Origin of the sequence: Enterococcus sp. DIV1089c (genome assembly GCF_050530965.1) — a bacterium.
In the GTDB taxonomy this organism is placed as follows: domain Bacteria; phylum Bacillota; class Bacilli; order Lactobacillales; family Enterococcaceae; genus Enterococcus_B; species Enterococcus_B hirae.
The window spans coordinates 1,976,742-1,990,719 of sequence record NZ_CP172888.1 but is presented as its reverse complement, the minus strand read 5'-3'; the positions used below and the strand labels follow the sequence as shown (position 1 = coordinate 1,990,719).

Genomic DNA, 13,978 nt, shown 5'->3' with positions numbered 1-13,978 from the left:
TTTGCAAATTGGAAAAATCATAAAAGTCTCCGGTCCTCTCGTTATGGCAGAAAATATGTCAGAAGCAAGTATTCAAGACATGTGTTTAGTGGGAGATTTAGGAGTCATCGGCGAAATCATTGAGATGCGTCAAGATGTGGCGTCTATTCAAGTATATGAAGAAACTTCAGGAATTGGTCCCGGAGAACCTGTTCGTTCAACTGGGGAAGCACTATCTGTTGAGCTAGGACCAGGAATCATTTCACAAATGTTTGACGGGATTCAAAGGCCACTGGATACATTTATGGAAGTGACTCAAAGTAACTTCTTAGGACGTGGGGTCCAATTACCAGCTTTAGATCATGAGAAACAATGGTGGTTTGAAGCAACAATCGAAGAAGGAACAGAAGTAAGTGCTGGAGACATCATTGGGTACGTGGATGAAACGAAGATCATTCAGCACAAAATCATGGTCCCTAATGGTATCAAAGGAACTGTACAAAAAATTGAATCTGGATCATTTACGATCGATGATCCGATTTGTGTGATCGAAACGGAACAAGGCTTAAAAGAGCTGACGATGATGCAAAAATGGCCAGTACGTCGTGGTCGACCAATCAAACAAAAATTAAATCCAGATGTACCGATGATCACCGGTCAAAGGGTCATTGACACGTTTTTCCCAGTAACTAAAGGAGGAGCGGCAGCCGTTCCAGGTCCGTTTGGTGCAGGGAAGACAGTTGTGCAACACCAGATTGCTAAGTGGTCGGACGTAGATCTAGTGGTTTACGTTGGTTGTGGGGAACGAGGAAATGAAATGACGGATGTCGTCAATGAATTTCCTGAACTGATCGATCCAAATACGGGCGAGTCTTTGATGGAACGAACTGTGTTGATCGCTAATACATCGAACATGCCAGTAGCTGCTCGAGAAGCTTCTATTTATACGGGAATCACGATTGCCGAGTACTTCCGTGACATGGGGTATGATGTAGCAATCATGGCAGATTCCACTTCTCGTTGGGCAGAAGCACTGCGTGAAATGAGCGGACGTTTAGAAGAAATGCCTGGTGATGAAGGTTATCCCGCTTATCTGGGCTCTCGTCTAGCTGAATACTATGAACGTTCAGGACGTGTCATTGCTCTAGGCTCTGACCAACGTGAGGGCAGTATCACTGCCATCAGTGCGGTTTCTCCTTCTGGTGGAGATATCTCTGAACCAGTGACTCAAAATACCTTACGAGTGGTAAAGGTTTTCTGGGGATTAGATTCTAGTCTTGCTCAAAAAAGACATTTTCCATCGATTAACTGGATCCAAAGTTACTCATTGTATTCAACAGAAGTTGGCAGATATATGGATCAAATCTTACAACAGGATTGGTCTGATATGGTAACTGAAGGCATGCGGATCTTGCAAGAAGAAGAACAATTAAATGAAATCGTGCGCTTGGTAGGGATCGATTCACTTTCTGATAACGATCGCTTGACCCTTGAAGTAGCAAAATCGATTCGAGAAGACTATTTACAACAAAATGCTTTTGATGATGTAGATACGTTTACTTCAAGAGAAAAGCAATTCAACATGTTGAAAGTTATTTTGACTTTTGGGAAAGAGGCACGAAAAGCTTTATCGCTGGGAGCGTACTTCAATGAAATCATGGAAGGTACGGTAGCGGTCAGAGAACACATTAGCCGGAGCAAGTATATTCCAGAAGAAGAGTTAGCCAAAATTAGTAGTATAAATGAAGAAATCAAAGAAACGATCCAATTGATTGTTTCAGAAGGAGGGATGACCGATGATTAAAGAATATCGTACAATCAAAGAAGTGGTCGGCCCTTTGATGGCAGTCGAAAAAGTTTCGGGAGTCAAATATGAAGAATTGATTGAAGTTCGGATGCAAAACGGCGAGATTCGTCGTGGACAAGTACTAGAAGTCCAAGAAGACAAAGCAATGGTTCAGATCTTTGAAGGAACCAGTGGAATCAATCTAAAAAATTCTTCCGTACGTTTTTTAGGACACCCTTTACAATTAGGGGTATCAGAAGACATGATCGGTCGGGTTTTTGATGGTCTTGGTCGACCAAAAGACAATGGACCTGAAATCTTGCCAGAAAAATATTTAGATATCAATGGCGAAGTAATCAATCCAATTGCCAGAGATTATCCCGATGAATTTATCCAAACAGGGATTTCAGCAATCGATCATTTGAATACATTAGTCCGTGGGCAAAAATTGCCGGTTTTTTCTGGCTCAGGTTTACCACACAAAGAGTTGGCTGCCCAAATTGCTCGCCAAGCAACTGTTTTGGATTCTTCCGATGATTTTGCTGTGGTTTTTGCTGCCATCGGTATTACTTTTGAAGAAGCCGAGTTTTTTATGGAAGATTTTAGACAAACAGGTGCGATTGATCGCTCTGTTATGTTTATGAATTTAGCTAATGATCCAGCAATCGAACGAATCGCCACACCAAGAATGGCATTGACGGCCGCTGAATATTTAGCTTATGAAAAAGGCATGCACGTCTTAGTCATCATGACCGATATGACTAACTATGCAGAAGCGCTCAGAGAAATTTCGGCCGCACGTCGAGAAGTTCCTGGTCGTCGTGGTTATCCAGGCTATCTTTACACAAACTTAGCTACCTTATTTGAACGGGCTGGACGGATTAGAGGATTGAAAGGTTCTGTAACTCAAATTCCGATTTTGACGATGCCAGAAGATGATAAGACTCATCCGATTCCCGATTTGACGGGCTATATCACAGAAGGTCAGATCATTTTAACGAGAGAGCTTTATAAGAGTGGGATTCAACCACCGATCGATGTCTTGCTTTCTCTTTCACGGTTGAAGGACAAAGGAACAGGTGCCGGTAAAACGAGAGAAGACCACGCAGCAACGATGAACCAATTGTTTGCCGCCTATGCGCAAGGAAAACAAGCGAAGGAACTAGCTGTCGTTTTAGGTGAATCTGCCTTGTCAGATATTGATAAAATCTATGCAAAATTTGCGGAACGATTTGAAAACGAATATGTCAACCAAGGATTTTACACCAATCGGACGATCACAGAAACGCTTGACTTAGGTTGGGAACTGTTGGCGATGCTTCCAAGAACCGAGTTAAAACGAATCAAGGATGATTTACTGGATAAGTATTTGCCAGAAGGGAAGTGAGTTCCTTATGCGATTAAACGTCAATCCTACGAGAATGGAGCTAACTCGTTTAAAGAAACAATTAACGACAGCGACAAGGGGACACAAACTTTTAAAGGATAAACAAGATGAATTGATGCGTCAATTTATTTTACTGATCCGTAAAAATAATGAGTTACGCCAAGCAATAGAAAAAGAAACCCAAACCGCAATGAAAGATTTTGTCTTAGCAAAGTCAACAGTCGAAGAAGCTTTTATTGACGAACTTTTAGCATTACCAGCGGAAAACGTCTCACTTTCTGTAGTTGAGAAAAATGTTATGAGTGTCAAAGTTCCCCTCATGAATTTTCAATACGATGAAACATTGAATGAGACACCATTAGAGTATGGTTATCTTCATTCTAATGCAGAGTTGGATCGTTCGATCGATGGTTTTACGCAGCTTTTACCAAAGCTTTTGAAGCTGGCAGAAGTTGAAAAAACATGTCAACTCATGGCTGAAGAGATCGAGAAAACCAGAAGAAGGGTCAATGCGTTGGAATATATGACGATCCCTCAATTGGAAGAAACGATTTATTATATTAAAATGAAGCTGGAAGAAAACGAACGAGCAGAAGTAACTCGCCTGATCAAAGTGAAAAATATGGGAACAGAAGAGTAAGGCTGATCCAATTCAGCATTCTAATGGCTTTTTTTCATGATCGAAACAAATCGAATTTAGCGTAAGAAGAAAAAGTAGTAATTTATTTTTCTTCTTGCGCTCGTTTGCTTATAATGGAAAGAGGTCGTGAAAGAAGCGGTCAGCTCCGAGCGAATAAGAGAGGATTTTTTAAAATAGCTTCTCCTATTTTAGAAAATCATCGCTTATTGCCGAGTAATTGCTTCACGCCAATGATTCATTTTGTACCTATTTATGATTGCAGAACAAAATGTCGTTCTGAGATCTTAGATAAAAATTAAGCATAAGGAATGACTATCATGAAAAAAAGAGTAAGAAAACGATTATCACCTGTCCAGCTAATTGCTGCTGGTTTTTTTATCTTGATCCTGTTTGGAGGTAGCTTACTGACGTTACCATTTTTTAGCCGCAGCGGAGAAAGCACCCATTTTATTGATGCCTTATTCACTGCAACCTCAGCTGTTTGCGTGACTGGTTTGACGACACTGAATACTGCGGAGCATTGGAATAGTGCAGGACAGTTTTTGATCATGACCTTGATTGAAATCGGTGGGTTAGGCTTTATGATGATCCCGATCCTCTTTTTTGCTATTGCGAAGAAAAAAATCAGTTTTAGTATGCGGATTGTACTAAAGGAAGCCTTAAACCTTGAAGAGATGTCGGGTGTAATTAAGTTAATGATCTATATCTTAAAATTTGCGGTGGTGATCCAAGTAATCGGGGCCGTTGCTTTGAGTGTAGTTTTTATTCCTGAATTTGGTTGGGTTAAAGGAATCTGGTTTAGTATCTTTCATGCCGTTTCTAGTTTTTGTAATGCAGGATTTGATTTATTAGGAGACAGTCTACTCGCGGATCAAACAAATGTTTATCTGATCATGGTCGTTTCAGCGTTGATCATTGCAGGTGGATTAGGTTTTATTGTCTGGCGTGATATTCTAAGTTATCATCGGGTCAAAAAAATCACACTACATTCAAAAGTCGCCTTATCTGTAACTGCACTCTTATTAATTGGTGGATTTATTTTATTTTTCATCACTGAAAGAAATGGACTGACTTTAGTTAAAGGTACGTTTACAGAAAGATTAGCGAATACATTTTTTATGAGTGTGACACCAAGAACAGCAGGCTATTACTCTATTGATTATTTACAGATGAGTCATGCAGGATTGATTTTAACGATGTTTTTGATGTACATCGGAGGAACTTCTGGTTCGACAGCTGGAGGACTGAAAACTACGACATTAGGAATTTTATTGATCCAAATGCATGCCATGTTTAAAGGAAAGACACGAGCAGAAGCCTTCGGTCGAACCATTCGCCAAGCAGCCGTACTACGTGCATTGACTCTTTTCTTTGTAACTCTCTCTTTATGTGTTGTTGCGATCATGGTCCTATCTGTGACGGAGACGATTCCCAAAACGTCAGGAATCGAATATATTGCGTTTGAAGTCTTTTCCGCTTTTGGGACAGTTGGATTGACGATGGGGTTGACCCCGGATTTGACATTGATCGGAAAACTAGTCATTATTTCTTTGATGTATATCGGTCGAGTAGGAATCATGACAGTCGTTTTTTCACTACTAGTAAAAGCGAACAGGGCAGAAGCCAATTACAAATACCCAGAAGAAAGCATTATGCTTGGGTAGTTGTGAAGGTATCGGGGAGTTCTGATGATAATAAAAAAGAAACGCTCAAAACAAGAGAAGCTGTTTTGAGCGTTTTTTTAACAACCTTATCCCCGAATAACTTCGATTTTATATCCGTCAGGGTCAACAACGAAATAATAAGAAGGAGCTGTTCCTGGAAGTCCTTTTAGGTCTGTCACATTGAATCCTTCTGCTTGGTGTTTTTCGTGAAGTGCTTCTAAATCATCAGCAGCAATAGCAATGTGTCCATAGCCATTCCCTAGATCATAGCCTTCATGATCATAGTTATAAGTTAATTCTAGTTCGTAGTCATCTCCTGGTAAAGTTAAATAAACAAGGGTGAATTTGTTTTCTGGAAAATCACGGCGACGACTTTCTTCAAAGCCAAACGCTTTTTGGTAAAATTCTAATGAAGCGTCAAGATCTTTCACTCGAACGCAAGTATGAGCCATTTTCATAAATAACTACTTCCTTTCCTTTTTTTTCATCATAACAAAAAAAGAAAGAGCAATAGAAGATTTGCGCTTGTTTATGAGAAAACTCTCATGTAAAATAAAAAGTAAATAAGCTTAAGGTGGACAAAATGATGGATAAACCAGTATTTGGTGAAAAAGAAGCAGGGGTCCAGTATTCCCCACGATATGCTGCCTATATCATCGTGGAAGAAAAGAACAAACTAGCTTTGATTGAAGCTCCAAATGGTGCTTATTTTTTACCTGGTGGAGAGATCGAAGCGATGGAAACAAAAGAAGCAGCTCTTAAGAGAGAACTCCTTGAGGAAATGGGGATCGTCGCAGAAATTGCGACTTATCTAGGGGAAGCGGATGAGTATTTTTATTCCAATTACCGTCAGACCTATTACTATAACCCAGGCTACTTTTACGTGGCAAACGGCTGGCAACAAGTGGCAGAACCAACTGAAAAGACGAATACTATTTGGTGGGTCACACCACAAGAAGCCATTGAAAAATTAAAACGAGGTAGCCACAAGTGGGCGGTTGAAAAATGGTTATTGAACAATTAAAACAATTAAATCAAGAAAAAATCCAAAACCAGCGTACAGTCAGTGACGAACTGGTTTTGGATTTTTATTTAGTAGCAAGGGTTATTTTTATTATGATAAAACATACGTTTTGATCGCTTCTGCCACGCCATGTTCTTCATTTGTTTTAGTGACCACGTTGGCAGCTTCTTTAACTAGCGGAACAGCATTACCCATCGCAACGCCTAAGCCAGCATATTCAATCATCGATAAGTCATTTTCGTTGTCACCAATCGCCATGATCTCATCCTGATCGATTCCAAGATGTTGCGCTAAGTTCGCAACGGCTGCGCCTTTGCTTGCTTCTTTGTTTAATACTTCAAAGTAATAAGGCGCACTTTTCACTGTCGTGTATTTTTCACGGAATGTTTGTGGTAAACGCGCAATCGCAGCATCTAAGATATCAGGTTCGTCGATCATCATCATTTTAACCAAATTGATATCTGGTGTCATTTCTTCAGGTGTGCGGTATTTCAACGGCATATGAACTAAGCTGGCTTCATGGATCGTATACGCACTGATATCACGATTAGAGGTGTAAATCGCCTGATCATCAATGGAGTGTAGATGACTGCCAACTCGACGAGCCATCACTTCGATTTCTAAATAATCTTCATGTGTCAAACCATGTCGTGCGATGATTTTTCCTGATTTTGTTTGTTGGACAAGTGCGCCATTGTAGGTGATCACGTAGTCATTTTCTTGGAATAAATCGAGTTCATTCAACTGTTCTTGGACACCAGGCAACGGTCTGCCGGTACACAAGACGATAGCTACTCCTTTAGCGACAGCCTGAGCAATCGCTTCTTTGACGTCTGCTGTAATTTCTCTTTTCTCATTTAATAAGGTTCCATCGATGTCGATGGCGACTAACTTGATAGACATAATTTCCTCCAGTGATCGTGTGTTTTAGTTTGTTTGGGTAATCAGTGAACCATTGCGGATATGGCTTGCAAATTCTTGATAGGTTTCGTCAAATAGATCGTAGTGATTTCTTAAAGACGGATCAACCATTTCTTTTGGAAAGAAAAATCGTTCATCTCCTTGTTCTTGTCCAGCAAGAGCAGCCACAAGTTGGCTCACCTCTGATAATTCTACCAAAGTTCCATCATTTCGCAAGATTTCGATTTGTGTTCGATGGCGTCCTTCTTCGGGGCGATAAAAATCATAAGGCAAATCATAACTGGAATTGATGGCAGTATAGTAAACAGGATTGTAGCCAACTTTTTCCACAAGAGCAGTCATTTCCTCGATCAAGGAAGAAGAGCGATCCCCAGAAAAAGTTGCCGATTTTAACGGTTTACGGTATAAGAAACGTTTAGCTAAATCACTTAAGATTGGATCAGAAAATTCCGTCCATTGGGTAAAATAAGTTCCTAAAACGCCATCGTCTAATTTTAAATACTCATACAGTGTAAAGTTTTCGTCAAGAAACGGTAAGAGTAGTTGAGAATGGGATTCAAACACATTGGGATCTTCTCGATACAACTCATGCGCCCGATGTAACAAGTGTTCTAAAATTACTTCCATGCCACGAGACACAGGGTGGAAATAAACTTGAACGTACATTTGATAGCGGCTCACAATATAATCTTCGACTGCGTGCATCCCATTCATCGAAAAGGCGATCCCGCCTTTATAGGGACGAATGACACGTAAAATTCGTGTTAAATCAAACGTACCGTATTCTGTCCCAGTGTAATAGGCATCTCGCAACAAGTAATCCATTCGATCAGCATCGATCTGACTGGAAATCATTTGGACGACTTGGGGATTAGGATACGTTTTTTGAATCACACTGGCAACTTTTTCTGGAAATCCTTCTTCCACACGATTCAAAATTTGATAAACTTCCGTTTCGGGAGAAGTAATGATCTCAACAGTGATCGCTTCATGATTCGTATGGAAAATATGCTCAAATGTATGAGAATAAGGACCGTGACCAACATCGTGAAGCAATGCTGCGCACAATGTAACCAAACGTTCTCGATCATCCCAGCCGTCAGCGCCAATTTTTTCTTGAGGGAAATTGCGGGAAAAGATATCACAGATCCGTCTTGAAATTTCATAGACCCCTAATGAATGAGTGAACCGACTATGTTCAGCGCCGTGAAAAGTAAAGGAAGAAGTGCCTAACTGTTTGATACGGCGCAATCGTTGGACTTCTTTTGAATTGATCAAGTCTAAAATGACTTGGTGTTGGACATGGATATAGTTATGGACCGGGTCACGAAAGACCTTTTCGATCGGTAATAATTGATATTTATAAGGAATAGTCATCAGCAAGCTCCTTTAATTTATTTCGTTCTTCCATTCGATTGATTTGATTCGTCCACTGTTCAGAAGTGACATGTGCCTCTTTCCAACATAACGCATCAACTGAACGACTCTCTCCATAGAGTTGTGTGAGTGCCAATTGGAATTGTTGTTTTACATCCTCAATGGTTAAAGGCGTTTCAAGTAAATCAGCTAAGGTTGCCATACTTTCAGGAACGACCGCCGGGTAACCATCCGTGCCGAAATCCTCTTTCAGCGCTTCTTGATAGAATCGTTTCATCGCTTGACCTCTGGTTTGTTGTGCGCCATTGACACTAACATACATCATCACAGAAATCCCGTTTTTTATGCGACGTTGGGCGATCCCCGCAAACTTTTTACCGTTGATACTCAGGTCATACGTACCAGGACAATAAGAATGAGTCACTTCAAAAGCTTCGATTGATACGGTTGGAAAAGCCAGACGAGTCAATGTGAGCATTTTTTCATAGGCAGCATCAATCGATATCTTCTCCTGTTCGTTTTGAGGGAAAATCAATGAGAGATTTAAAACCCCTTGATCAGAAATGATCCCTAATCCACCAGCGTTGCGAACGATTGGCTGATAGCCTGCTTTTCTTAGCTCCTGAATGCCTTCATGGAAGTAGGGCGTTCGAGTATCTTTCATTCCTAAGATCACCGTTTGTTCATATTGCCAAAAATGGAGAAAGTTTTGGTTGTTTTTTTTTGAATACTCGGTTAAGATATCCGTCAGAGCAAAAGGGGTAAAATCATTGTTTTGATAAATTTTTTGATCCAATATAATTGTTGGATTCATTACATTCGCTCCTTTATATAATTAATCATCGATTGACATTCCAATGATTCACGTTTGTCATCGTTTCATGGGACTTTCTCTCATTATTATACTATACTCTAACATACTCTAAAAAAAGAATTTATTGAGTCTGGGACAAAACTTGGCTCAGTCTCTTCTGGTAGCTCTAAAAACGAATAAACGGTGTTCAAGCATCAGCTCCTTGAAATAAGAAAGAATTTTTCAAAATATGAGAAGCTATTTTAAAAAATTCTTTCTTATTGTCATCGGAGCTCCCCGATGCTTTCACAACCTCTTCGATGACGAGTTGTTTGACAAATAGACGAAAACTAGGAACAATGTACCTATATGAAGTAAAGGAGAAGGTAAAATGGCACAATCGCAAGGAACACCCATTTCAATCAAATTACGGACGAAAGTCATGCAAAATGGGGAGCATCAAGACTTTTTCTTTGATCTGAAAGGTCAAATGGTCAAAATTGGGGATACGTTATACATACGATACCAGGAAATTCAGGAAAATACAGCAGAAGAAATCCCTGTAACGATCAAATTGATGCCCGATGGACAGGTTCAACTGATTCGTGCGGGAGAAACACGGATGCGACTAAAATTCGGGTATCGTGAACGTTTGGAAACAACGTATCGGACACCTTATGGCATGCTTCAAATTGAAACGTATACCAAAGAATTACATGTTAGTCTGAAAGACCGACCAACCGCTGGGAAAGTAATGATTGAATACGACTTGCTAATGGGACAAGAAAAATTAGGGGAATATTATTTAACTTTAGATTTTACTGCTTAAATCGCAAAGAAACGTTTGATTTTTTACGTATGATTTTGTATGATAAGGAGTAGACTGTGAAAGGACGTGTCCTGATTGGAAATTAGTGTATTTGAAGGTGCAAACAAAAACGAATTATCAATGATCGAAGTAGCACATGCGATCTTAGAACAACGTGGCGATGTGATGGATTTTTCTGATTTAGCCAACCAAATCCAAACCTATCTTGGAAAATCAGACAGTGAGATTCGTGATTCACTGGCACAATTTTATACTGACTTAAATATTGATGGTAGCTTTATTTCATTAGGTGACAATCGTTGGGGCTTGCGTTCATGGTATGCGATCGATTCGATCGATGAAGAAGTAAACCATGGAATTGACGAAGAAGATGAAGATACACCTCGTCGACGCAAACGTAAAAAAGTCAATGCCTTTATCAACGATGATGAAGATGCGATCGATTATAATGATGATGACCCAGAAGATACTGACTTGTCTGACGAAGATGACGATGATCTTTTTGAAGATGATGATGACGATGATGAAGAAATCGCTGCTTATAACTCTGACCTGCAAGAAATCGGTGCAGACGACACAAGTGACGATGAAGAAGAATTACCAGGCAACATCGAAGAAGATCTAAGCATTATTGAAGATGACGATGAAGACGAAGACTACGAGGACGAAGAGTTCACCGAAGAATAGACTTTCGGATTCATAGCTGCAGATCCCCCAATAAGGGATCTGCAGTTTTTTTGTATTGATTTTTTACATAAATTAAAAAATAATTGAAACTTTTTGGTTTGTTTGATCGTCATAGTAAGTGAGAGGGAAAGGAGATGGGTCCGATTTTTAATCGTTACAAGAAAAAGAAGCAAATCGAAAAATCAAAGAACTTATTAAGTGAATTGATCCAAGAGGAATATGAGAAAATGTTTCGGATCACAATGAATTATGTTCATAACAAAGAAGAAGCATTGGACGTAATGCAAGACAGTTTTCATAAAGCGTTAGCTGCTATTGAACAAGGGAAAGAGATTGAACGATTTTCAGCTTGGTTTTATCGTATTTTGATACGAACAGCGATCGATGCTTGGCGTAAGCAAAAACGAAATCAATCGGAAACATTGGAAGAAGAAACGATTCAACTCGCTCATACAATGGACGATTCATTGACTGATTTACATGGAATCATTGAAGGAATTGATAGCCCCGAAAAGGAAATTTTGATTTTACATTTTTTTGAAGGCTTTCGTTTAAAAGAAATTGCAGAGATTCTTGATTTTAATGAAAACACCGTCAAAACCAAAATGTATCGTACGTTAAATCAGCTAAGAAAAATCTTACAGTAAAAATCACAATAAAGGAGAGAAAGACGGATGTACTCAGCTCAGAAAGAATTAGAACAACTGAAACAAGTCTATCAACAACAAGAAATCCCTCGTGGTATCAAAAATGAGATGATCAAGCGCTACTCACTAGAAGAACAAAGGTTTAACCAACGAGTGAAACGAAAAAAACAAGTGAAAGGACTTATTCTATCTTTTGCTATTATTGCGATGATGTTCAGCAGTGTTTTTTTTAACAATCAAATTCGTAGTTTTGCTGAAGATTTACCCTTGATTGGCCCAGTCGTGAAATTAATTTTAGGGAAAACACTGTCTGATGAAGCAATCGAGATCCGAGTGCCGCAAATCAGTACAAAAGATAAAGAAAATAGTCAGACGATTGCTGGACTGAACAAAAAGTACTTTCGTGAAGGACAAGAAAACTTTGAAAAAGCAAAAGTACAGTACCAAGACTTTAAAACAAATCATTTTCAAGTTACGGGAGATTATCAGAAACTGTTGGATGATCCGCGTTTTTTAGTGATTGAACGAAAGATGACACAAACTGCCGCAGACAGCTATACGGAAAAGCGTTATGATACGATTGATAAAAAAAGCGGAGTAGTCCTATCTTTACCACTTTTATTCAAAGATGATCAGTATCTTTCCGTTTTGACAAATGAAGTCAAAGAGCAAATGCAAAAAAATAGCAAAGAAAACCCTGATCAGTATTATTGGACAGATGATGATTTTAAAGATGGACTAATCAAAAAAACGCCATTAGTTACTAAAGACACATCTTTTTATATCAATAAAAATCACGAGCTAGTCTTAGTTTACGATCAATTTTCGATCGCACCTGGCTATATGGGCACACCAACCTTTGTGATACCTAAAGAAGTGACACGTTCACTTTTAGCTTCTCCAGATTACTTAAATGAGTAAGCTCAACCTAAAAAATAAATAACTGATCCTTTGCGCTATCATAAGAGTTGATTTGATTTTGGAAAAATACTTCAAATAGTTCAATTATACATGGTTATAATATATACAAAATGTCTAGGACAGCCATTGTTGGATAAATAGCTGTTTAAGAGAGATTGAGACAAAAGTATTTCGCATCAAGAAATAAGAAGGAATTTCCGAAAATTGACAAGAAACGCAAACACTGGTTTTTGCTGTTGATTGTTACCTACTTGGTGCTTCACAATTTTTTGGTCAATTTCGACAAATTTTTTGAAGATGCTACTTTTTTCTCACCGTGAACAAGAGGTCAGCTCTTTGAACATCATTTATTCGTTTTTAGAGATACTAGAAGAGACTGAAGCAAGTTTTGTTTCAGTCCCTTTTATTTTAGAGAACTATCCAAATTTCGTCCTAGAATTTTTTGTGCAAATATCGTAAATGATGTGAAAGTATATACTTTTTAGTATATACTTATTGTTGGATAAAAATATTTTCTCATTATTGTTGGTTCTGCTAATAAGTAAAGCTAGCAGAAAGTTTGGAGAATATTTTAGGAGGAATCTCGTGAAAAAACAACCAAAATTTCAAGAAATTGCGAATGAAATTGAGAAGCGAATCATGGAAGGAATTTACGTTTCTAGTCAAAAATTACCTTCAGAATATGATTTAGCAGACGAGTTTCAATGTAGTCGTTTAACTGTTCGTAAAGCAATCGAATTATTGATCAGCCAAAATAAGTTGATCAAAGAAAAAAGTAAAGGCACGTATGTCATGAAACAACCTAAGATCCAAAGTGGCTCTGGAGGATTGCAAAGCTTTACCGAAACTGCTCGAATCCAAGGGAAAAAGACAAAAACGCAAGTCTTAGAATGCGAAGTTACTGAACAACTACCAACGAATGTTAAACAAGCTTTTGGTGAATCGATTTCTGAGCCAATCGTTCATTTGAGACGATTACGTTATTTTGATGACGAACCAATGACGGTTGAAAATCTTTATATTTTAAAACGTTATCTGGGAGAAGTCTCTCAAGAAGAATTAAGTGGGTCACTCTATCAAGTGATCGAAAAAAACGTGGAGATCGCTTATTCTCACCAAGAAATCGAAGCAGTGAAAGCGACGGCTGACGTGGCAAAACTCTTGCAAGTAGCTGTGGATGAACCGATGTTGTTTGTCCATTCAATGACATATTCGCCAGCAGCCAAACCAATCTTATATGACTGCTCGTATTATCGTGCAGATAAATATACATTTAAAAATACGTTGATTCGTCAAAAAAGGAGTGAATAAATTGAAAAAAAG

General features: G+C 38.9%; 14 protein-coding genes. 10 read left to right on the top strand and 4 right to left on the bottom strand.

The window, feature by feature from the left end; genetic code table 11:
- Position 1 precedes the first annotated feature (1 nt).
- The 4 genes from IGL30_RS09415 to IGL30_RS09400 all read left to right on the top strand — a co-directional run bounded on the left by IGL30_RS09415 (position 2) and on the right by IGL30_RS09400 (position 5,456).
- On the top strand, positions 2-1,783 hold the full coding sequence (locus IGL30_RS09415; protein ID WP_088745694.1) for a V-type ATP synthase subunit A: 1,782 nt from the start codon (positions 2-4) through the stop codon (positions 1,781-1,783).
- Entirely contained in the window at positions 1,776-3,152 is a 1,377-nt protein-coding gene (locus tag IGL30_RS09410; RefSeq protein WP_430618194.1) for a V-type ATP synthase subunit B, read from the top strand. The genes IGL30_RS09415 and IGL30_RS09410 overlap by 8 nt, the downstream gene beginning before the upstream one ends.
- 7 nt (positions 3,153-3,159) lie before the next feature.
- On the top strand, positions 3,160-3,792 hold the full coding sequence (locus tag IGL30_RS09405) for a V-type ATP synthase subunit D (protein ID WP_088745693.1): 633 nt from the start codon (positions 3,160-3,162) through the stop codon (positions 3,790-3,792).
- Positions 3,793-4,109: 317 nt separating this feature from the next.
- Entirely contained in the window at positions 4,110-5,456 is a 1,347-nt protein-coding gene (locus tag IGL30_RS09400; protein ID WP_088745692.1) for a TrkH family potassium uptake protein, read from the top strand.
- Between the two features lie 86 nt (positions 5,457-5,542).
- On the opposite strand, the gene gloA is transcribed toward IGL30_RS09400, so the two are convergent.
- Entirely contained in the window at positions 5,543-5,914 is a 372-nt protein-coding gene (gene gloA / locus IGL30_RS09395) for a lactoylglutathione lyase (RefSeq protein WP_010718633.1), read from the bottom strand.
- Positions 5,915-6,042: 128 nt separating this feature from the next.
- Here gloA and IGL30_RS09390 point away from each other — a divergent pair, with 128 nt between their 5' ends.
- Positions 6,043-6,480 (top strand): NUDIX hydrolase, encoded by a 438-nt coding sequence (locus IGL30_RS09390; protein ID WP_034699102.1) that lies wholly within the window; start codon positions 6,043-6,045, stop codon positions 6,478-6,480.
- Positions 6,481-6,570: 90 nt separating this feature from the next.
- On the opposite strand, the gene yidA is transcribed toward IGL30_RS09390, so the two are convergent.
- The 3 genes from yidA to IGL30_RS09375 are packed head-to-tail and all read right to left on the bottom strand — an operon-like array spanning position 6,571 to position 9,592.
- Positions 6,571-7,383, bottom strand: a complete 813-nt coding sequence (gene yidA, locus IGL30_RS09385) for a sugar-phosphatase (protein WP_010718630.1) — start codon at positions 7,381-7,383, stop codon at positions 6,571-6,573.
- A 24-nt stretch (positions 7,384-7,407) separates the two neighbouring features.
- Complete coding sequence (locus IGL30_RS09380) at positions 7,408-8,778, bottom strand: HD domain-containing protein (RefSeq protein ID WP_123874627.1); 1,371 nt, start codon at positions 8,776-8,778, stop codon at positions 7,408-7,410.
- Entirely contained in the window at positions 8,762-9,592 is an 831-nt protein-coding gene (locus tag IGL30_RS09375) for a lipoate--protein ligase family protein (protein ID WP_123874628.1), read from the bottom strand. Before IGL30_RS09375 ends, IGL30_RS09380 begins: the two co-directional genes overlap by 17 nt.
- Positions 9,593-9,962: 370 nt before the next feature.
- On the opposite strand from IGL30_RS09375, the gene IGL30_RS09370 reads away from it, so the two are divergent.
- The 5 genes from IGL30_RS09370 to IGL30_RS09350 all read left to right on the top strand — a co-directional run bounded on the left by IGL30_RS09370 (position 9,963) and on the right by IGL30_RS09350 (position 13,966).
- Positions 9,963-10,400 (top strand): DUF1934 domain-containing protein, encoded by a 438-nt coding sequence (locus IGL30_RS09370; RefSeq protein ID WP_088745292.1) that lies wholly within the window; start codon positions 9,963-9,965, stop codon positions 10,398-10,400.
- Positions 10,401-10,475: 75 nt separating this feature from the next.
- Entirely contained in the window at positions 10,476-11,087 is a 612-nt protein-coding gene (gene rpoE, locus IGL30_RS09365; protein WP_010718626.1) for a DNA-directed RNA polymerase subunit delta, read from the top strand.
- Between the two features lie 134 nt (positions 11,088-11,221).
- Positions 11,222-11,734, top strand: coding sequence for an RNA polymerase sigma factor (locus IGL30_RS09360; protein ID WP_088745291.1), 513 nt, complete (start codon positions 11,222-11,224; stop codon positions 11,732-11,734).
- Between the two features lie 27 nt (positions 11,735-11,761).
- Positions 11,762-12,655, top strand: coding sequence for an RsiV family protein (locus IGL30_RS09355; RefSeq protein ID WP_123874629.1), 894 nt, complete (start codon positions 11,762-11,764; stop codon positions 12,653-12,655).
- A gap of 585 nt (positions 12,656-13,240) precedes the next feature.
- Positions 13,241-13,966, top strand: coding sequence for a GntR family transcriptional regulator, LSA1692 subfamily (locus tag IGL30_RS09350; RefSeq protein WP_010738003.1), 726 nt, complete (start codon positions 13,241-13,243; stop codon positions 13,964-13,966).
- Positions 13,967-13,978: the final 12 nt, after the last annotated feature.